Here is a 19485-nt window from a genome sequence, read left to right as displayed (position 1 = left end):
GGCAGAACGCGCGTAAAAAAAGTCAATGTGGGTTGTCCAGCAGCCGTCGCACCAACGGTTCGACGACCCGATAATCCTGTTCGGCCTTCAGCCGGTACAGCTCCGGCAACGGATGCGCGCCGTCCGACATCAGCGACTTCCAGTCGTGCAGACTGCTCACGTACGCGTATTGATCGACGAGCGGCACCTGCTGTTCGGCCGCCACGCGTCGCGTCATCGCGACCATTTCGGCGAGCCGCGCATTGAGGCGGTTGTCGGGCATCGGATTCGAGGTCTGCAAAACGGGCTGCCTGCCGAGCGCTCGCGCGGTTTCCACGAGCGACGTTTCGGCCGCGTAGAACTGCGCGGGCGTCTGGTTCTGCATGACCTCGTTGATGCCGTAGTTGATCAGCACGATCCGCGCGGGCGATGCGGCGAGACGTTCGCGCCACGGCAAGCCCGCTGTCGGGCCCGCGCGACGATTGCCGGTGCCGTCGCGCAACTGCCAGGCCATCGTGCCGCCGACGCCGTAGTTCGCGACGCGCACGCGCTCGCCATCACGCGCCTGCAACGCTTGCTGCAGATACGTGACGGCGTTGCCGGCTTGCGGAGCGCAGTGACCCTCGCTACAGGTGATGCCGAGAGTGGTCGAATCGCCGTAGGCTTCGATCAGCACTTGCGTTGGCGATGACGTTGGCGGCTCGGCCGTAGCCGCGCTCGTGGTCGGCGCGAGCAACGTCAGCGCCGACACGACGCCCAGCACACGGGCAGCAACGACAGTCAGGCGGCTCATGCGCGGCGTTGCGGTGCTTGCCGCGCAACGCCGGCACCGGCGCTGATCGTCGTTGTCGTGCCGCGCGCGCCGAAAATCAGGCGCTTCTCGAATGCGAACCACGTGATGCTCGCGTACACCAGCGTGATCGCGAGCGCGAGCGCGGCGCTCAGATAGCGGTTCAGATGCAGCGGCCACACCATGTAGAGCACGCTCAGGTGGATCAGATAGATCGTGTAGCTGATGGTGCCGATATAAACGAGCACGCGATTGCACAACAGCCGCTTGACGATGCCCTTGCTTTGCAGCGCGATCACGACGATCGACGTGCACAGCACCAGCGACACGCTATACAGGCCCGCATTCGACAACGGCGTATTCGCCGCGCGAAAACGCGGGAAGTGCAGATGCAGCCATGCCAGTACCGCGAGCGCGGCCAGCGCGCCGAGCACGGCGAGTCCCTTGAACGGCTCCAGCGCATTGCGATCGCGCCGCACGGCAACCGCCAGCAGTGCGCCGGCGGCGAGCAGATCCATGCGGAACGGCGTCAGGTAATAGATCGGCCAGAACGAATCGAACCACGGCGTCGCGAGCGCGCGCAGAAGTGGCACCAGCACGATCAGGGCGGCCGCCACGTAGCCGAGTAGGCGCTCGGGTACGAGCAGGATCACGAACGGCCAGAAGATATAGAACTGCTCTTCGACCGCCAGCGACCACAGCACGTTGAGGCTGTCGTGACCGCTTTGATTCAGCGCATCGCCGATATTGGTCGCGAAAAGCGCGTACCAGTACCAGTGCTGCGCCCACGCGAGGCCGAACAGCACCGACGACACCACCATCAGCAACAGGTACGGCGGCAGGATGCGGCGCGCGCGCCGCGCATAGAAATAGCTGAAATACGACTGCTGACGCGACTTGCGATCGAGCAGGATGCCGCTGATCAGAAAGCCGCTCAAAACGAAAAACAGATCCACGCCCATCCATAGCGGCGCTTTCAACGCGTGCTGCGCGAACACCGCGAGCACGGCGATCGCGCGCAGGCCGTCGAGCTGCACGATGCGGGAATGGGAGGGCGCGAGGGGCAATGCGCTGGCAGTCATGAACCGTCCATGGTGTGAAGCGGATGGGCCGGGCGAGGCACGCGCGGGTCGCAACGAATGACCGGCGAACCGGCGCGCGCTTCGCGTCGCAACGGAAGTGCAATCGATTCTAGGGAAAAGAAAATCGATAAAAAACCCATTGGAATTGGCTAATTGAATCAGATTGAAACAGGGTATTTTTTTAGCCATTCACGAAAGATTTATAGGTTCTTGTCGTCAGCATCGGGCAATCCGTAACAAATGCGGATTGCCTGATATCGTGTCGGTAGGAACGGATCATTGTCGCGTCAGAGGTCTGTGACGGTGTGATCTGTGTTTTTATCGATTTTTAAAATCGTTTCTTTTGCGGCTTAAAGTCAAGGGAATATTTTTGAATTATTTTCGATTTTCGTCGGCGCATTTTTTCCGCGTAACTTAGCCGTGCGGACGGCTGCCTTCAGGCGCCGCGCTTCAATCGGTTGCGCTTCGTTTCGCTTTACCCCATCACTGAATTTCGCCCCGAGCGGGCGCAGGTCCGCGTGCATCGCGTTGACCGGACATCGACTGGAGGTTCCGCCTTGCCTCGTTTCTCGTTCAAAAGCTGGTTCGCCCTGACAGTCTGCGCTGCCGGCGTCGTCGCCGCATCGGCCAGTCTGCCGGCTCGCGCCGAAACCGCGCTGAACGCGAAGACCTCGTGGATCGGCAACAGCTTCGGCTTTGGCGATGGCACATGGACGCAGATCAATATCACCGCGATCGCGGTGACGCCCGACGGCAAGGTCTATACGAACGCGCCGTGGGACGAAAGCGGCGCCGAAGCGAGCGTCTACCAGAACGGCAAGATGCTCGGCTTCGCGGGCGGCACGCATGGCTGGGGTAACGCCGGCGGCAATGCGGTCGCGGTGAACCGCAAGTACGCGTTCGTCGCGATCGCGGTCGGCAACGAGAAGGGGCACCTGGTCGAGCCGGGCGTGTGGCCGGACAAGGGCAAGCAATGGTTCGGCATTTCGCGGCGCCTGCTCGACGACCCGAAGCGCGTCGCGCCGTTTCAGCCCGCCGCGAAAAACGCGGACCCGCATGCGCAGCTCGCGGCCGGCTTTCTGATGATGAACGACGTGCCGACCGGTACCAACGTGGAGATCGGCGGGCTCGCCGCGAACGACACGACGCTCTACGCGGCGAATACCGCGCGCAATCGCATCGAAGTCTACGATGCCGAGTCGATGCAGCAGAAGGCGACGTGGAACGTGCATGAGCCCGGACGTCTCGCGCTTGCGCCCGACGGCACGCTATGGGTGCTGAGCGGCACGCGCGGCGATCGCGCGCCGGGTATCGAGCATTACACGGCGACCGGTCAGCGCATCGACGAGACCATTACGCTGCCGGCCGATACGGTCGCGGTCGACCTCGCCGTCGATGCGCAGGGCCGCATCCTGATCGCCGACAACGGCCCGCGCCAGCAGGTGCTGTTCTTCTCGAAGCGCGACGGCCGCTATGTTGAATCGGGCACGCTCGGCGAGCGCGGCGGCATTTTCAGCGGCGTCGCGGGCAAGCCGGGACCGTTGCGGTTCAACGGGCTGACTGGCGTTGGCGTCGATGCGCGCGGCAACGTGTACGTGTCGACCAATGGCATCGGTCCGCGTTATGAGCCGATCGGCGCGGGCCTCGGCGCGACGCTCGAAAGCTACGCGCCCGACGGCAAACGCAACTGGCAGGTCGAGGGGCTGCTGTTCGTCGACGGCGCGTGGATCGATCCGGCCCGGCCCGACAGCGTCTATACCGGCAACAAGCGCTTCGAACTCGATCTGTCGAAGCCGTCCGGGCAGGACTGGAAATACGCGGGCTTCCTGTCGAACCGGTTCAAGTATCCGGACGACCCGGTGTTTCATACCGACCAGTATCCGGGCCTGCCGATCGCGCGGCGCTTGAAGGGGCACACGTTCCTCTATCTGACCGACATGTACGCGGACCATCTGAAGATCTACCGCTTCGATCCGCAGCACGACGGCGAGACAGCGATTCCTTCCGGCCTGATCGCGGGCCGCGAACGCGCGGTTTCGAAGGTGCCCAATGCGCCGCCGGGCGGTGACTGGATCTGGCGCGATACCAATGGCGACGGACGCTTCGAGCGCGACGAATACACGCTGAACACGAGCGGCACGAAGCTCGCGGGCGGCTGGGGCTGGTGGGTCGATACGGCCGGCGACATCTGGCGCACCCGCGATACGAAGGGCATCTATCGCTTCCGTTTCGGCGGACTCGATGCGAAGGGCAACCCGCTCTACTCGTATTCGAACCTGACGCAGTATCCGGTGCCGGCGCCGTTCAGCGAACTGCATCGCGCGATCTATGAGCCCGACACCGACACGATGTACGTGAGCGGCTATACGGCCGATATGCCGACCGCCCAGGGCTTCTGGAAGGAAGTGGGGCGCGTGCTGGTGCGCTACGACAAGTGGTCGAGCGGCAAGCCGGTGCAGCGCTACGCGATCACACTGCCGTGGCAGACGCAGAGCAAGCCGATCGCGACGATCATCGGCCTCACGCTCGAGGGGCAATACGTGTTCGGCGTCGAGCCGGTCGGCGCGGTGCACGTGTGGGACAAGGACAGCGGCAAGGAGCTCGGCGTGATCCGGCCGGGCCCCGAAGTGGGCCGCGCGTCGGGCTGGGTCGACGTGCCGAACGGCATCAGCGCGGCAAAACGAAGCGATGGCGAGTATCTCGTGTTCGTCGAGGAAGACGCGCGCGGCAAGGTGCTGATGTATCGCTGGAAGCCTTGAGGTGCGTTGGCCTCGCTGACGCATCCGCGCACGCAATCTAACCGCAAAACCCAAGGGATTCGATGGACAAAGGCATTCTCAGGAACGTAGCGATCAACTTTTTCGGGCTCGTGCTGCCGACCTTCGTGTCGCTCGTGACCGTGCCGTCGTATATCCGGCTGCTCGGCGTCGAGCGCTACGGCGTGATCAGTCTCGTGTGGACGCTGATCGGCTACTTCGGGATTCTCGATCTCGGCATGAGCATGGCCGCGCAGAATCATATTTCGAAGGCGCGCGCGTCGGGCGATCAGCAGGAAAGCGCGCGCGTGTTCTGGAGCGCGACGTGGCTCAATCTGACGACCGGCGTGATCGGCGGTCTGATCATCTACTTCGGCGCGTTTCTGTACACCGCATATTTCACGAAGGTATCGCCCGAACTGCAGCACGAAGTCTACATGGCGCTGCCGTGGCTCGCGGTCGCGATTCCGATCGCGAACGTGTCGTGGGTGTTCGCGGGCGCGATCAACGGCGCGGAACGCTTCGGCGTCTACAACACGAACCAGACGATCGGCACGTTCCTGTTCCAGTTGCTGCCGCTCGGCGCCGCGTGGTGGCTCGGCGCGACCTTGCAGAACGTGCTCGCCGCGGCGGTGGTCGCGCGGATTCTCGCCGCGCTGCTGCTCGGCCGCTATGCGCTGAAAGTGCTTGAAATACGCAGCATTCAGCCACCGCGGCTCGGCGTCGCGAAGGGGCTGTTCAACTTCGGCGGCTGGATGCTGATCGCAAGCGTGACGACGATGGTCGCCGATTCGCTTGATCGCGTCATGCTGGGTTCGCGGCTCGGCGCGCGCTTCGTCACGTATTACACGGTGCCGCAGAATCTCGTCACGCGTCTGAACATCGTGCCGACCGCGCTGGTGCGCACGCTGTTTCCGCGTCTGTCCGCAGTCGGCCGCGCCGATGCCGACACGATCACGCAGCAGTCGCTCGAATTTCTGAACGGCGTGTTCACGCCGGTCGCGCTCGTCGCGATGCTGGTGCTCGAACCGTTCCTGCATCTGTGGGTCGGCAACGAGATCGCAACGGTCGCGGCGCCGGTGGGCCGCATCATGATCGTCGCCGTGTGGCTCGTCGGTCAGGCGAACGTGACGCGCATCCTGATCCAGTCGCAGGTCAATCCGGCCACCGCCGCGCGCATCGGCCTCGTCGAGTTGCCGCTGTTCGCCGGCGGTTTGTGGCTCGGCATCACGCATTTCGGGCTGACCGGCGCGGCGGTGGCGGTTTCCGCCCGCGCGCTGTTCGACTACGCGGTGCTGCTGCATTTCGCCGCGATCCGCTCGCGCCAGATCGTGCTCGACATGCTCGCGCATCTCGCCTTCCTGCTTGCCAGCTTGTGGCTCGCGAGCTTCCTGCCGGGCCTCGCGCTCGCGATCGCCGCCGGCGTGCTGATGGTCGGCGCGAACGTCGCGTGGTCGATCACGATGACGCCCGCCTTGCGCAATCTTGCGCGTTCACTGCTATTGCGACTGAATCCGAGGAAAAGCGCATGAACCAAGACGTCCTTGAAGAGAACCTGCTGAGGCCCGCTACGCGCAGCGCGCTCGACGAACTGACGAGCGTGCCCGCCATGCAGCCGGCGACGCGCCGTATCGCACCGCGTCCGGGCAAAAACGTGCGCATCGCGATCGTGCACGACTGGCTCGTCACTTACGCGGGCGCGGAGAAAGTGCTCGAGCAGATCATCGCGTGCTTTCCCGATGCGGACCTGTTCAGCCTCGTGGACTTTCTCGACGACCGCAGCTTCCTGCGCGGCAAGCCGGTGACGACCTCGTTCATCCAGAAGCTGCCGCTCGCGCGCAGCAAATACCGCTCGTATCTGCCGCTGATGCCGCTCGCGATCGAGCAACTCGACGTGTCGGCTTACGACGTCGTGATTTCGAGCAGCCACGCGGTCGCCAAGGGCATTCTGACCGGTCCGGACCAGGTGCATATCAGCTACGTGCATTCGCCGATTCGCTATGCGTGGGATCTGCAGCATCAGTATCTGCAGCAGTCGAAGCTGACCAATGGCCCGAAGTCGGCGCTCGCGCGGCTGATTCTGCATTACATGCGCAACTGGGATATCCGCACGTCGAACTCGGTCGACGGCTTCGTCGCGAACTCGGCGTTCATCGCGCGGCGCATCAAGAAGGTGTATCAGCGCGACGCGCAAGTGATCTTCCCGCCGGTCGACGTCGAGGCGTTCACGCTGTGCGCGCAGAAGGAAGACTTTTATCTGACCGCGTCGCGGATGGTGCCGTACAAGAAGATCGATCTGATCGTCGAGGCGTTCGCGCAGATGCCCGAGCGCAAGCTCGTCGTGATCGGCGACGGACCCGACATGGCGAAGATCCGCGCAAAGGCGGGGCCGAACGTCGAGATCATGGGCTATCAGCCGTTCAAGGTGCTGAAGGACCGCATGAGCCGGGCGAAGGCATTCGTGTTCGCGGCCGAAGAAGACTTCGGCATTTCGGTGGTCGAGGCGCAGGCTTGCGGCACGCCGGTGATCGCATACGGCAAGGGCGGGGCGCTCGAAACCGTGCGCGATCTGTCGGAGCCGAAGCCGACCGGCATGTTCTTCGATGAGCAGGATACCGACTCGATCATCGCGGCGGTCAATCGTTTCGACGAGCTTGGGCACCGGTTCCAGCCCGACCATTGCCGCGCCAACGCCGAGCAGTTTTCGGCCGCGCATTTCCGCGAGCGCTTTTTCGCGCTGGTGCGCGAGTCGGTGCCCGCGTTGCGCGGGTCGACGCTGCCGGCCTATACGCCGTATCTGCCGGCCGGGCAGGGCGCCGCGAACGTGCCGCGGGTTCTCGCGGTCGATCAGAGCGGCGTGCTCGGCGGCGCCGAGCTGTCGCTGCTCGAAATCGTCAAGGCGCTGCGCTCGCGCATCGAGGTCGTGCTGTTCGACGACGGGCCGTTCCACACCGCACTCGCCAAAGCGGGCGTCGCGGTCACCGTACTCGATGCGGGCGTGCTGAAAAATGTCCGCAAGCAAGGCGGTTCGCTGCCGAAAGGCCAGGCATTGAAGGGGCTGATTTCACTCGTGCGTGCCACCGCGAAGCGCGCACGCAAGGTCGATGTGATCTACGCCAACACGCAGCGAGCGATGGTGATCGGCGCAGTGGCCGGCAAGCTTGCGAGACGGCCGGTGGTCTGGCATCTGCGCGACATCGTCAGCGCCGAGCATTTCGGCGGCAAGCAGCTCGCGATCATCAAGTGGTGCGCGCGGCTCGGCCTCACGCATGTGATCGCCAATTCGGCCGCGTCGGCGCAGGCGTTCGCGAAGCTCACGCGCTTCGACAGCAAGCGCATCGACGTCGTGTTCAACGGGATTGCCGCGCAGCCGTTCGACGCGTTGCGCACGGTGCCGCAAGCGCTGCTGCGCGAGCGCCTGAATCTGCCGCGCGACGCGTTCCTCGTCGGCTCGTTCAGCCGGCTCGCGCGCTGGAAGGGGCAGCACGTGCTGCTCGAAGCGATGGTGCTCAACCCGCAGATGCATGCGGTGCTGGTCGGCGCGGCGCTGTTCGGCGAGGACCAGTACGAGCTCGAGCTGCGTGCTTTCGTCACGGAGCACGAGCTGGGCGGGCGGGTGCACTTTCTCGGCTTCCAGCACGACATTCCGGCCTGCATGTGCGCGGTCGACGCGGTCGTGCATACGTCGATCACGCCCGAGCCGTTCGGCCGCGTGATCGTCGAGGGGATGCTCGCGCAGCGGCCGGTGGTGGCGTCGCGCGCGGGCGGTGTGCTCGAAATCATCGACGACTACGAGAACGGCGTGCTGTGTACGCCGGGCGACGCGCATGCGCTAGCCGATACGCTGGCCGAATTGCGCTCGAACGGCGACTTGCGCGACAAGCTGGTCAGGAACGGCTATCGGACCGCGCAGGAGCGCTTCGGCACGCGCAGCTATGTGGATGGCGTCGCGGCGATTCTGAAGGGAGTGGCCGCGCGGTAAAGCGTTGGTTTTTGCGCGAGGAGGGTAGACAGGGGCGTGGCCAGTCCTAGTTTTGCGTAACGGAGCGAAAACGGAGCGAAAGCGGAGCGAAAGTCGAACGACCTTCGCTCCGTTTTTTTATCGCGCCGCGCGAGTGGATTTGGGTTTGAGGCTCGCCGACCAGTTCATCGCCGGCAGCTCGACCAGCCGATAGAACACGTAGGCGGCCGGCACGGCGATCAGCATGTAGCCGAACGACGGCCAGATCGACATCTGCAGCGACGAGCGGAACAGCCACGACGACAGCAGCACGAAGATCGGCAGATGGATCAGATACAGCGAGAAGCTGAAGTCACCGAAGCGGGACAACAGCCGCGACAGTGCCTGTGACGCCGCGCGAAGCGGCGCGAGCACGCCGGCCGCTTCGCGCGGCGGGGCATGGCGCGCATCGAGCGCCTTGTACAGGTAGCACGCGAAGCCGAGCGCCCAGAGCTGGAATGCGCCGTACTGGCCGAAATGAAACGCGACGCAGCCTGCCGCGATCAAGGCCGCCGCGAGCAGGTACAGCGAGGCGGGCGCGTGCGTTTCGCGCGCGCTGCGCGCCCTGGCATCGGCGATCCACGCGCCGAGCGTCCACGAGAACCAGTACGACGTGAAGAACTGCAGATCGTGGCGCTCTAGCCCGTACGCCGACGCAAGGTTGATCACCGCGACGAGCGCAAGCACCGCGTTCATGCCGATGCGCCGCCGCAGCGCGAACAGCAGCGGATAGATCGCATAGAACTGCACTTCGAGCGACAGCGTCCACAACGCGCCGTTCGAGCCATACGTTTTGCCGGCCACACCCTGCAGCGAAAACAGGTTGACCAGAAACGCGTGCAGACCGATGTCGCGAATCTTGTGGCTGACGGGCGGCAATTGCAGGCTCAACGAATCGAGCGCGAAGGTCAGCACGAGCGCCGCGAGCAGCACCGGATAGATGCGCGCGAAGCGGCGCAGCCAGAAGTTGCCCGCATCGAGCCGGTAAGCGGGGTTGCCCGCGAGCCGCAGCGCGCCGCCGCGATGGATGCAGTAGCCGCTGATCACGAAGAACAGCGGCACACCGGCCGAGCCCCACGCGATCGGAAACGTCAGATACGCGGCGAGTGTATTCAGGTTCAGCGCATGTCCGACGTTCTGATGAAACGCCTGCATGCCGACCCACACGATCTGGCGGCAATGGAAATACGCGACGAGCAGGGCGGCGAAGCCTCGCATCGCGTCGATCACATGTTCCTTGCCCGCGCTATCGCTGCGCGCGAGCGCCGCGGCAGGGTTTTTCTCCGGGCGCGGCAGCGGGGAGAGGGGCAGGGATGAGCCGGCGGCATCCAGTGCTGGGTCGCTCATACGCGGTCCTTATCTGAAGCGGAAAAAGAGGAAGAATTGACGCGGAACAGCCCTTCGAGCGGGCGTCTGGCGCACCCGCGACGCCTCCATGCTAGAGCACCGAAAACCCGAAAAATGAATAAAAAATTGCATTTCAGATTGAATTCGGCATCGATTTTGTGACGAATTGTAATTGCGCGTCGACGTCTGCAGCGTCGAATTATTTATCGCTTTTGTCGTGCTAATTTAAAGCAAGGATTATCTGACCCGAGGTGAAGTCATGAACCTGCATTTACTGGCCGGCGTGGCCGTCCTGCTGATCCTGGTGGCCGCCTCCGCCTACCGCGATGCTCTGCGCAACGAGCCGATCCGGCGTTATCGCATGAACCCGGGCAAGCTGCCGCCGGTCGACGAACAGGAATGACGCGCTGCCCGAACCGGTCGCCGGATCGCCAGATGGCGCATGCCGGCGGCCGTCCGAAAGGTAAGACTTTCGGATCCGAACGATCACCGTCCGGCAATATGCACGTAATAATTTCGTCGAATCTTCGCAATAACGAATTGCGATTAATGGACGAATTATCCGAATTAAATCGAAGATAAATAGCTTCCGTGAACCTTGCAGTTTTTTCTGCTAGTCTTGCGCCGACATCGATTGGCCGCCAGGTCCGCGAACACACCAACTTCTAACCGATGTGGGAATGCCTACCATGCTGAAAGTCACCAAAGCCGTGTTTCCCGTAGCGGGCCTCGGGACACGATTCCTGCCGGCTACCAAAGCAAGTCCGAAGGAAATGCTGCCGATCGTCGACAAACCGCTGATCCAGTACGCGGTCGAAGAAGCGATCGCCGCCGGCATCACCGAGATGATCTTCGTGACGGGCCGCAGCAAGCGCGCGATCGAAGATCACTTCGATAAATCCTATGAGATCGAATCCGAGCTCGAAGCGCGCAACAAGCAGAAACTGCTCGATCTCGTGCGCAGCATCAAGCCGGCCAACGTCGACTGCTTTTACGTGCGCCAGGCCGAAGCGCTCGGTCTCGGCCATGCGGTGCTGTGCGCCGAAAAACTGGTCGGCGGCAGCCCGTTCGCGGTGATTCTCGCCGACGACCTGCTGCACAGCACGAAGCCCGTGATGAGCCAGCTCGTCGATACGTTCAATCACTATCACAGCTCGGTGATCGGCGTCGAAACGATCGCGCGCGAGGACAGCCGCTCGTACGGCGTCGTCGACGGCCGCGAGTGGGAAGACAATGTGATCAAGCTGTCGGGCATCGTCGAGAAGCCGGCGCCGGAAGAGGCGCCGTCGAACCTCGGCGTGGTGGGCCGCTACGTGCTGATGCCGACGATCTTCAAGCATATCCGCGCGCTGAAGCCGGGCGCGGGCGGCGAGCTGCAACTGACCGACGCGGTGCAGTCGCTGCTGACCGAAGAGCAGGTGCTCGCGTATCGCTACTTCGGCACGCGCTTCGATTGCGGCAGCAAGCTCGGCTATCTGAAGGCGACCGTCGAATTCGCGCTGCGCCATCCGGAGGTCAAGGCTGAATTCGAGGCGTATCTGCAGGCGTATATGCAGAACGAAGCGACGGCCGGCGAAGCGGGGCAATTGACGGCCGAAGCCGCTTAAGCTTATCAGGCCCGCAACGAAAAACGGGCGCCGCATTGCGCGGCGCCCGCTGTCGTTTCAGCAGGACGGCTTCAACCCTGCTTCTTCACCTCGAGCCGGAACTTGTGCAGCAGCGGTTCGGTATAGCCGCTCGGCTGCTCACGGCCCTCGAACACAAGTGCCTGCGCCGCCTTGAACGCGATCGAGTCGAAGCCCGGCGCCATTGGCTGGTAGAGCGGGTCCCCCGCGTTCTGCCCGTCCACGACCTTGGCCATGCGCTTGAACGTCTCCTCGACGAGCTCGCGTTTGATCACGCCGTGATACAGCCAGTTGGCGATGTGCTGGCTCGAAATCCGCAGCGTCGCGCGGTCTTCCATCAGGCCGACGTTGTGAATGTCCGGCACCTTCGAGCAGCCGACGCCCTGGTCGATCCAGCGCACCACGTAGCCGAGAATGCCCTGCGCGTTGTTGTCGACCTCGGCGCGGATTTCCTCGTCGCTCCATTGCGCCTTCTCGACGACCGGAATCGTCAGCAGGCCATCGAGCAGTTCGTCATATACCTTCGCGTAGTCGGTGCGTTCGAGTTCCTGCTGGACCGCCTGCACGTCGACCTGGTGATAGTGCAGCGCGTGCAGCGTCGCCGCGGTCGGCGAGGGCACCCACGCGGTGTTCGCGCCGGCCTTCGGATGGCCGATCTTCTGCTCGAGCATCGCGTGCATCAGGTCGGGCATCGCCCACATGCCCTTGCCGATCTGCGAGCGGCCGCGCAGGCCCGCGCTCAAGCCGACCAGCACGTTGCTGCGCTCGTACGACGTGATCCACTTGCTCGACTTCATGTCGCCCTTGCGCATCATCGGGCCCGCCTGCATCGCCGAGTGCATCTCGTCGCCGGTGCGGTCAAGGAAGCCCGTGTTGATGAACGCGACGCGCGCCGATGCTTCGGCGATACAGGCGAGCAGGTTCACGCTGGTGCGGCGCTCCTCGTCCATGATGCCCATCTTGATCGTGTTGCGCGGCAGCTTCAGCAGGTCTTCGACGCGCGCGAACAGCTCGCTCGCGAACGCGACTTCGGCCGGCCCATGCATCTTCGGCTTCACGATGTAGATCGAACCGGTGCGCGAATTGAGCTTGTTCTGACGGTCGCGCAGCGCGCACAGCGTCGTGATCACCGCGTCGAGAATGCCCTCGGGAATCTCGTGGCCGTCTTTCGTCAGCACGGCCGGGTTGGTCATCAGATGGCCGACGTTGCGGATGAACAGCAGCGAGCGGCCATGCAGCTTGACCTGCGACTTGCCGTCGGCGCCGGTGTACTCGCGATCCGCGTTGAGCCGGCGCGTGAAGGTCTTGCCGTTCTTCGTGACCTGTTCGGTCAGGTCGCCGTTCATCAGGCCGAGCCAGTTGCGATAGAGCTGCACCTTGTCGTCGGCGTCGACGGCCGCGACCGAGTCCTCGCAATCGATGATCGTGCTGACCGCCGCTTCGACCACCACATCCTTCACATGGGCGGCATCGGTCTTGCCGATCGAATCGTTCGCATCGATCTGGATCTCGACGTGCAGGCCGTTGTGCTTGATGAGCACCGCCGACGGCGCGCTCGCTTCGCCCTGATAGCCGACGAACTGCGCGGGCGTTTTCAGCGCAGCAGTGCCGCTCTTCAGCGCGACGACGAGCTGCCCGTTCTCGACGCTATAGCGCGTTGCGTCGGCATGCGAGCCGTTCGCGAGCGGCGCGGCCTGATCGAGGAACTTGCGCGCATAGGCGATCACCGCGGCGCCGCGCACCGGGTTGAAGCCCTTCTGTTTTTCGGCGCCGTCCGTTTCCGGGATCGCGTCGGTGCCGTACAGCGCGTCGTACAGGCTGCCCCAGCGCGCGTTCGCGGCGTTCAGCGCGTAGCGCTCGTTCGACAGCGGCACGACGAGCTGCGGGCCGGCCTGCCCGGAGATTTCGCTGTCCACCTGGTCGGTCGTGGCCTCTACGCTGGCGGGCACGGGCACGATGTAGCCGATGCCTTCGAGAAACGCGCGGTACGCGCGTACATCCCGAACCGGGCCGGGATTGGCCCGATGCCAGTTGTCGAGTTCGCTTTGCAGCCGGTCGCGCTCGGCGAGCAACGCACGATTTTTGGGCGCCAGCTCGTGCACGAGGGCGTCGAAACCCGACCAGAAGGCGGCGCTGTCGATTCCGGTGCCGGGCAGGGCCTCGGTTTCAACGAACTGGTCGAGGTTGGCGGCGACCTGCAGTCCGCCGCGCGGGTTCATCTGAGTCATCGACTGCTCCATCTGTTATGGGACCGACGAGGGGGGCATCGGTCCGCGTTGAGCCACGGGATTGCCTTGGCGCTCGGCGCTTCAAACGCCGAGCGCGTGAATGCCGGCCTTCGCGATCTGCGCATCCTGCTCGGACTTGACGCCCGACACGCCGACCGCGCCGACCACGTGGCCGTCGACGATCACCGGCACGCCGCCTTCGAGCGTGCCCTGCAGCGGCGCGCTGAGGAACGCGGTGCGGCCGTTGTTGATCATGTCTTCATAGACCTTGGTCTCGCGCCGGCCGAGCGCCGCGGTGCGCGCTTTCTCGGTCGCGATATACGAGGTGGACGGCGCCGCGCCGTCCAGACGCAGCACCGCGAGCGGATGACCGCCGTCGTCCGAGACGACGATTGCGACGGCCCACTTGTTCTTCTCGGCTTCCGCGCGGGCGGCGTCGAGAATCCGGGTCGTCTCGGTTACGGTCAACACGGGTTTGCTCAGCATAGTGAATTTCCTGTCTCGAAGATGGGAGGGAAGCTTCTACAGGCGCTCTCGGTGACCGGCGAGCCGGTCGTCTGGGGAGCTCCCTCAGCTCCATTGGCGACTTCCTGCGCCATTCCGGCGAGCGCCTGATCCGACGATTTTACTTCCGCGCGACGCAGCGCGAAACGGCGGCTTCCCTGGGCAGCTCTGCCTATGTGCTCGACGCTGCCGCTGCGACGCGCCATGCGCGCGGCGGCACACGAGCGCGCAGCGCTTCGAAAGACAAGGAATTCGACCAGTGGATGATCTGATGTTCGACGAGTTCATCGCGGCCAGACAATGGCCGCGCCGCGAGTCGTAGCGCAGGGCGACGTGTTCGGCTCATCATCGGACGACGGGGGCCAGCGGTCGAGGCCCGCTGCACGTTTTCACGCGTGATCCAGATCAGTGCACGGGTGGCGCGAACACCAGCCAGCCGCCCACGGGCTGGTCCAAACCAGTGGAGGGCGGCCAGATCTGGCTGATGGGCTCGAACAGGCGTTCGATCCGGGTTCGACCTGAATCAGGTCGGCTTCTTGCATTCGTCGACAATGAGGCCAGCCGGCGCGGCAGCATTGACGATGATCGCGCTGTCGGTCGGGCGAGCACGATGACCAGCCGGCGGCGCTACCCAGTCAGCTATTGGTGCGCGTTGATGAACGGCGATCGCGGAGAAATCCTTGCACCCAGTGTTCAGGACGACGTGCGAGGTCGGGTGCGCGACAGCGAGGTGGGCGAAGCCTAAACAGATCCCGGCACATAATGCAGGCAGCGTACGCATGATTTGTCCTCCTTGCGCGAGAGAACCAGGAGGGCGCCCGTCAACTGTCTGTCAGTATCGGAGATCTGGACTCTGCCGCGATCAGCTTCGTGCCGCGTTTGCGACAGCGGATCGATCGTCGGCTCGTTGAAGGCAGGGGCGGCCCTGGTACGCTTTCAATCTATGCAGCGCCGATTAAAGCAGGCTTAAAAGTTTTCTCCGCACCGCGGCGACGATGTTCGCCGTTTTTCTTCGCAGTGCGGTGACGCGCCGTGCGCGGTGCCAGCCATCCTGCCAACGGAATGCGGACATGGCTTCGAGTTGCCGCCGGTTGAGCGGGAGCCGAAGAAATGCCAACGCTGGCGCTACGGACTTCGCATCCGCTCGCGCGCGGCTATGCCTCGCCTTTTTCATCCTGCCCGACCACGATGCTCGTGGACGACGCAAACATGTACCGAGGTACATCCAGGTTCTGGGGCGCGGGTTTGTCTTTGAACACGCGACCGGCCAGGTCGTAAGTCGAGCCGTGACAAGGACACAGAAAGCCCCCGGGCCAATCGTCGGGCAGACTCGGTTGCGCTCCGGACTGGAAGCGAGGAAGCGGCGTGCAGCCAAGATGGGTGCATACGCCGATCACCACGAGTAGGTTGCGATGCTCCGGGCGTGACCGATATTCGTTGCTGCAGTAGGCCGGCAGCGGTATCGAAAACGGATGCTCGGTATGCGGGTCGGCGACCATCGGATTGGCCTTGAGCACAGCCGCGAGCATCTCATCGGTTCGGTTGACGATGAATACCGGCTTGCCGCGCCACGCTATCGTCATCATGCTGCCGGGCGCGAGTTTGCCGAGGTCGGCGCGCACTGGCGCCCCGGCGGCCTTCGCACTCGCTGGCGGCGCGAACGAGTCGACGAAAGGAACGACGGCTGCCACGCTTCCGATGGCGCCGACGGCCGATGTTGCGATGAGCCATCTACGGCGGCGTTCGTCGAGAGGCTCGCTGGAACCGTTTTTCATGACAAGCTCCGGGTCGGTTCGATTGCCCACGGCGACTTTTTAGGGGTACCGGCTACCGAACGAACCTCGCGCGAGCAGCGCAACCACAGGCGTGGCGGCGCATATCGCAACCGGTACCCGCGTCAGCGCGAATGGCATTGGCGCTTCGCATTCGGACGCGGGACATTCGATCGGATCCGAACGTCACGGCCAGCGATAGTGGCGCTCGCATGCCACGGCAGGCGTCGGACTTCGGTGCCGCAGGCCCCCCTGCCGCGCCGGTCTACAGGGGCCACAGAAACAGCTCATGCACATGCGATGACGGCGCTATATTCACGTCCCGACGCTCAGTCTTGCCGTTGTATGTAGCGCTCACGCTATATCGGCCGTGAGGCAGCGACGCCAGCAGGAAGGGCCCCTTTGCGGTGGTCCGCAGGACCGTCTTGCCGTGCATGTCGGATAGCGTCACCGGTATATCCGCGAGGTACTCGTTGCCGCTAGCCGCGTTGCCCGCGAACTCGAGCGTGAGCGGATACCGTGGCATGACCTCCTTGATAGCGGTGGATTGGCCAAGGCCGATGCCGCCGCTCAGGAACGCAATATCGCCTTCATGCTGTAGAGCCGGTAAAGACTGAGGCGCCGCGAATGCGAACTGCACGCCTGCGCCCAGCAGCAGCGCCGTCAAGCCAACTTGCACGATTGCCAGCTGTTTCATCTCGAACTCCTCATAACATGTCGTGGCGGTGGGGTACGCGCCCGCCACTGCGCTGCTAGCCAATATCAATGCTGACGAACATGCGTTGACCATTTCGTTGGACCAATAGCGCGACCGCATTGCCGCTGTTCCCGGCCTTCTGCCGGAACTGGGCGGGACTCGATACATGAGTGCTGTCGACCATCAGGATGATGTCTCCCGGCTCGACCCCGGCGAGCGCGGCGGCGCCGGTGCTCTTTTCTACCCGGACGCCACTTTCGACACCTGCGTCGCGCCGCTCCTGCGCCGTCAAACCACGCACGGTCAATCCATCGGGGGCAGTGGCCTGCGCGATGGCCGCGGGCTCGTCAGCAGCGGCATTCAGGCGGCCGAGCGTGACTGTCGCAGCGTGCATGGCGTTGTCGCGCCAATACGCGAGACGTACGGATGTGCCCGGTGTGAGATCGGCCACCGTGAGGGGCAACTGTGTCGAATCTGGAACGGCAGCCCCATTGATCTTCACGATGACGTCGCCTGGTCTGAGCCCGGAGGTGGCCGCAGGTCCTCGCGGGTCGACCGAACTGACGAGCGCGCCCTCGGGCTTCTTCAGGCCGAAAGATTGCGCAAGTGGCCAGCTGACGTCCTCAATCGTGATGCCGAGGCGTCCATGTTCGGCCTCGTGGTGCAGCCGCAGTTGTTGTGCAACTTTCATCGCTTCATCGATCGGCAGCGCGAAAGCGAGTCCTCCGACATCACCAATTTCTTTGCTGACAGGCATCTCCATACCGATCACGTTGCCATTCAGACTAAAAACCGGGCTGCCTGCATCGCCCGCGTTTTCGGTCATGTCGGTCTGGATAAGCGGCACATACGACTCGCCCGGCAGGGGCCGCGACATGTTGCTGATGATGCCCGCCGTCACCGTGTCGTTCAGTCCATGCGGGGACCCGATGGAGGCCACCCACTGACCGGCCTTCGTCCCGGATAGCGAGCCAATGCTGACGGTCGGCAGGTTCGCGGCAGGAATCTTTAGCAACGCGACACCGCTCGCTGGATCGTTGCCAACCACGGTGGCTTTGAACTGGCGAGCGTCGGTCAGCGTCACCGTGACTCGAGTTGCTCCGGCTATCACGCTGGAGTCGGTGAGAATGTCGCCATCCGCGCCGACGATGAAGCCGGAGCCGCCGCGCTGCGAAGGCATGTCCGTGATGCCAGGGGCGCCGGCGGAGAAAGGCCCGAATAGCCGGGGAAGGGGGGCGTCTTCGCTCCCGGCCGGGGGCCAGAGCGGGGTGAGGGCGGCGGCGGGTCGGGCGGCCGTCGCATCGATATGGACGACTGCGTTACCTTCTTCGTTGACGAGCCGCGAGAAGTCCGTCACTACCGCGGGTGCGTCGCCATCGTTAGGCAGTCTGACAGCCGGCATGCGCGTTTCAGAGCTTGCGGTGTTCGGGGGGGATTGCGCCATGCAGCCCGTGGACACCGCCACGCTCAGACATTGCGAGATCAGGAGGTACTTGAGGTTGTCGCGTCGCATCACATGCCCCCGACAAGAGTAGCTGCGTCGGCTGAGCCGGAGTAACGCATCGGGGCGATGCGTTCTCCGTGCTGCTGTGATTTGAATCTAGGTCGCGATTTTTAAAGCAGGCTTAAACGAGACGTTATGGGAGAGTGCGGCTCGCGCGTCCGCACCAACACCAAATTCGGTACCATACGGCTTGATTTTCAGTCCCCGTCTTCACCGAAACTTCGCGCACGAGGCGCGTGCAATCATGCCAACCATCAGCGAGCTTTTCGTCTATCCGATCAAGTCCTGCGCGGGCATCCCGCTTTATGAGGCGCGCCTGCTGGCGACGGGCCTCGAATACGACCGCAACTGGATGGTCATCGATGCTCAGGGCACGATGTTCACGCAGCGCGCGTATCCGCGCATGGCGCTGATCAAGGTCGAGCTTGGCGACGAGGATCTGATCGTCAGCGCGCCGGGTATGCGTGAGTTGCGCACGCCGCTCGATGCCGCGCGGCTCGCCGCGGCGCCCAGGGTCGATACCGCGGTGTGGCACGACGCGGCTTACGGGCTCGACACCGGCGCACAAACGGCGGCCTGGTTCACGGAGTTCCTCGGTTTGCCCGCGCGCCTGCTGCGCTTCGATCCCGAGCGCGAACGCATCGTCGACCCCGACTATACGGACAGCACGGGGGGCGCCACGACGTTTTTTGCCGATGGCTTTCCGCTGCTGGTGATCGGCCAGGCCTCGCTCGACGATCTGAACGCGCGCCTGAACGGCAAAGGCGCACCGTCGATCGGAATCGATCGTTTTCGGCCCAACATCGTGCTCAGCGGCCTCGATGCCTATGAAGAGGATTATGTCGAGACGCTCGCCGTCGACACGGATGCGCACGCGAGCGCGCGCGTCGAGTTGCGTCTCGTCAAGCTGTGCTCGCGCTGCCCGATGCCGACCATCGATCAGGCGCGCGGCGCGCCCGATCCCGCCTGGCCGAACGAGCCGACCGACACGATGCTCGGTTATCGCGTCAGCGAACGCTTCAACGGCGCAGTCACGTTCGGCAACAACGCGCTGGTCGCGAGCGGGGCGGGGGCGTGGCTGCGGGTCGGGCAGCAGGTCGACGCGGAGCTCGGGTTCGGCGATTGAACTGGATGGAAGGCGGGCAAGGCCTGCCTCGATGATGCTTTCGTCAAGCGGGCCGGCACGTTCGAGTTCCGCACG

15 protein-coding genes are annotated in these 19485 nt (G+C 64.0%); 6 read left to right on the top strand and 9 right to left on the bottom strand.

The features are described from left to right. Nucleotides 1-22: 22 nt before the first annotated feature. Both L0U84_RS08820 and L0U84_RS08815 read right to left on the bottom strand, forming a co-directional pair. Nucleotides 23-772: an SGNH/GDSL hydrolase family protein gene (locus L0U84_RS08820; protein ID WP_233849296.1), complete on the bottom strand. Its 750-nt coding sequence runs from the start codon at nt 770-772 to the stop codon at nt 23-25. Further along, nucleotides 769-1851 carry an acyltransferase family protein gene (locus L0U84_RS08815; protein ID WP_233849295.1) on the bottom strand — a complete coding sequence of 361 codons (1083 nt, stop codon included), beginning with the start codon at nt 1849-1851 and terminating at the stop codon, nt 769-771. Before L0U84_RS08815 ends, L0U84_RS08820 begins: the two co-directional genes overlap by 4 nt. Before the next feature lie 557 nt (nt 1852-2408). Here L0U84_RS08815 and L0U84_RS08810 point away from each other — a divergent pair. From L0U84_RS08810 to L0U84_RS08800, 3 genes are all read left to right on the top strand, one after another. Then, nucleotides 2409-4610 carry a hypothetical protein gene (locus L0U84_RS08810; protein WP_233849294.1) on the top strand — a complete coding sequence of 734 codons (2202 nt, stop codon included), beginning with the start codon at nt 2409-2411 and terminating at the stop codon, nt 4608-4610. A gap of 62 nt (nt 4611-4672) precedes the next feature. Continuing rightward, nucleotides 4673-6139 carry a flippase gene (locus L0U84_RS08805; protein ID WP_233849293.1) on the top strand — a complete coding sequence of 489 codons (1467 nt, stop codon included), beginning with the start codon at nt 4673-4675 and terminating at the stop codon, nt 6137-6139. Then, nucleotides 6136-8589 (top strand): glycosyltransferase family 4 protein, encoded by a 2454-nt coding sequence (locus L0U84_RS08800; RefSeq protein ID WP_233849291.1) that lies wholly within the window; start codon nt 6136-6138, stop codon nt 8587-8589. The genes L0U84_RS08805 and L0U84_RS08800 overlap by 4 nt, the downstream gene beginning before the upstream one ends. Before the next feature lie 117 nt (nt 8590-8706). On the opposite strand, the gene L0U84_RS08795 is transcribed toward L0U84_RS08800, so the two are convergent. Further along, nucleotides 8707-9954: an acyltransferase family protein gene (locus L0U84_RS08795; RefSeq protein ID WP_233849289.1), complete on the bottom strand. Its 1248-nt coding sequence runs from the start codon at nt 9952-9954 to the stop codon at nt 8707-8709. 259 nt (nt 9955-10213) lie between these two features. Here L0U84_RS08795 and L0U84_RS08790 point away from each other — a divergent pair, with 259 nt between their 5' ends. Continuing rightward, nucleotides 10214-10357 (top strand): hypothetical protein, encoded by a 144-nt coding sequence (locus L0U84_RS08790; protein ID WP_008921966.1) that lies wholly within the window; start codon nt 10214-10216, stop codon nt 10355-10357. A 286-nt stretch (nt 10358-10643) separates the two neighbouring features. Next, complete coding sequence (galU, locus tag L0U84_RS08785) at nt 10644-11561, top strand: UTP--glucose-1-phosphate uridylyltransferase GalU (protein ID WP_233849288.1); 918 nt, start codon at nt 10644-10646, stop codon at nt 11559-11561. Nucleotides 11562-11632: 71 nt separating this feature from the next. Here galU and L0U84_RS08780 read toward each other — a convergent pair whose 3' ends face one another. From L0U84_RS08780 to L0U84_RS08755, 6 genes are all read right to left on the bottom strand, one after another. Continuing rightward, a complete protein-coding gene (locus L0U84_RS08780) occupies nt 11633-13807 on the bottom strand; it encodes a malate synthase G (protein WP_233849287.1) in 2175 nt (724 codons plus the stop codon). Between the two features lie 81 nt (nt 13808-13888). Further along, nucleotides 13889-14293 carry a heme-binding protein gene (locus tag L0U84_RS08775; RefSeq protein WP_233849286.1) on the bottom strand — a complete coding sequence of 135 codons (405 nt, stop codon included), beginning with the start codon at nt 14291-14293 and terminating at the stop codon, nt 13889-13891. Between the two features lie 541 nt (nt 14294-14834). Further along, nucleotides 14835-15092, bottom strand: a complete 258-nt coding sequence (locus tag L0U84_RS08770; RefSeq protein WP_233849285.1) for a hypothetical protein — start codon at nt 15090-15092, stop codon at nt 14835-14837. A gap of 373 nt (nt 15093-15465) precedes the next feature. Then, nucleotides 15466-16086, bottom strand: coding sequence for a ubiquinol-cytochrome c reductase iron-sulfur subunit (gene petA / locus L0U84_RS08765; RefSeq protein ID WP_233851981.1), 621 nt, complete (start codon nt 16084-16086; stop codon nt 15466-15468). 262 nt (nt 16087-16348) lie between these two features. Further along, complete coding sequence (locus L0U84_RS08760) at nt 16349-16780, bottom strand: carboxypeptidase regulatory-like domain-containing protein (RefSeq protein WP_233849284.1); 432 nt, start codon at nt 16778-16780, stop codon at nt 16349-16351. Between the two features lie 55 nt (nt 16781-16835). Next, on the bottom strand, nt 16836-18293 hold the full coding sequence (locus tag L0U84_RS08755; RefSeq protein WP_233849283.1) for a trypsin-like peptidase domain-containing protein: 1458 nt from the start codon (nt 18291-18293) through the stop codon (nt 16836-16838). A 235-nt stretch (nt 18294-18528) separates the two neighbouring features. Between L0U84_RS08755 and L0U84_RS08750 the strand changes: the two genes are divergently transcribed. Then, nucleotides 18529-19410 carry an MOSC domain-containing protein gene (locus tag L0U84_RS08750; RefSeq protein WP_233849281.1) on the top strand — a complete coding sequence of 294 codons (882 nt, stop codon included), beginning with the start codon at nt 18529-18531 and terminating at the stop codon, nt 19408-19410. Nucleotides 19411-19485: the final 75 nt, after the last annotated feature.

The organism is Paraburkholderia sp. HD33-4 (assembly GCF_021390635.1).
Taxonomy (GTDB): Bacteria; Pseudomonadota; Gammaproteobacteria; order Burkholderiales; family Burkholderiaceae; genus Paraburkholderia.
The sequence above is the reverse complement of the archived record's forward strand: the minus strand, read 5'-3'. Positions and strand labels throughout refer to the sequence as shown.

Coding starts and splice junctions, on each gene's coding strand:
- L0U84_RS08755 (WP_233849283.1), bottom strand. CDS start 18,293: ATGCGACGCGACAACCTCAAGTACCTCCTGATCTCGCAATGTCTGAGC.
- petA (WP_233851981.1), bottom strand. CDS start 16,086: ATGAAAAACGGTTCCAGCGAGCCTCTCGACGAACGCCGCCGTAGATGG.
- L0U84_RS08780 (WP_233849287.1), bottom strand. CDS start 13,807: ATGACTCAGATGAACCCGCGCGGCGGACTGCAGGTCGCCGCCAACCTC.
- L0U84_RS08750 (WP_233849281.1), top strand. CDS start 18,529: ATGCCAACCATCAGCGAGCTTTTCGTCTATCCGATCAAGTCCTGCGCG.
- L0U84_RS08800 (WP_233849291.1), top strand. CDS start 6,136: ATGAACCAAGACGTCCTTGAAGAGAACCTGCTGAGGCCCGCTACGCGC.
- galU (WP_233849288.1), top strand. CDS start 10,644: ATGCTGAAAGTCACCAAAGCCGTGTTTCCCGTAGCGGGCCTCGGGACA.
- L0U84_RS08775 (WP_233849286.1), bottom strand. CDS start 14,293: ATGCTGAGCAAACCCGTGTTGACCGTAACCGAGACGACCCGGATTCTC.
- L0U84_RS08790 (WP_008921966.1), top strand. CDS start 10,214: ATGAACCTGCATTTACTGGCCGGCGTGGCCGTCCTGCTGATCCTGGTG.
- L0U84_RS08770 (WP_233849285.1), bottom strand. CDS start 15,092: ATGCGTACGCTGCCTGCATTATGTGCCGGGATCTGTTTAGGCTTCGCC.
- L0U84_RS08820 (WP_233849296.1), bottom strand. CDS start 772: ATGAGCCGCCTGACTGTCGTTGCTGCCCGTGTGCTGGGCGTCGTGTCG.
- L0U84_RS08815 (WP_233849295.1), bottom strand. CDS start 1,851: ATGACTGCCAGCGCATTGCCCCTCGCGCCCTCCCATTCCCGCATCGTG.
- L0U84_RS08760 (WP_233849284.1), bottom strand. CDS start 16,780: ATGAAACAGCTGGCAATCGTGCAAGTTGGCTTGACGGCGCTGCTGCTG.
- L0U84_RS08795 (WP_233849289.1), bottom strand. CDS start 9,954: ATGAGCGACCCAGCACTGGATGCCGCCGGCTCATCCCTGCCCCTCTCC.
- L0U84_RS08805 (WP_233849293.1), top strand. CDS start 4,673: ATGGACAAAGGCATTCTCAGGAACGTAGCGATCAACTTTTTCGGGCTC.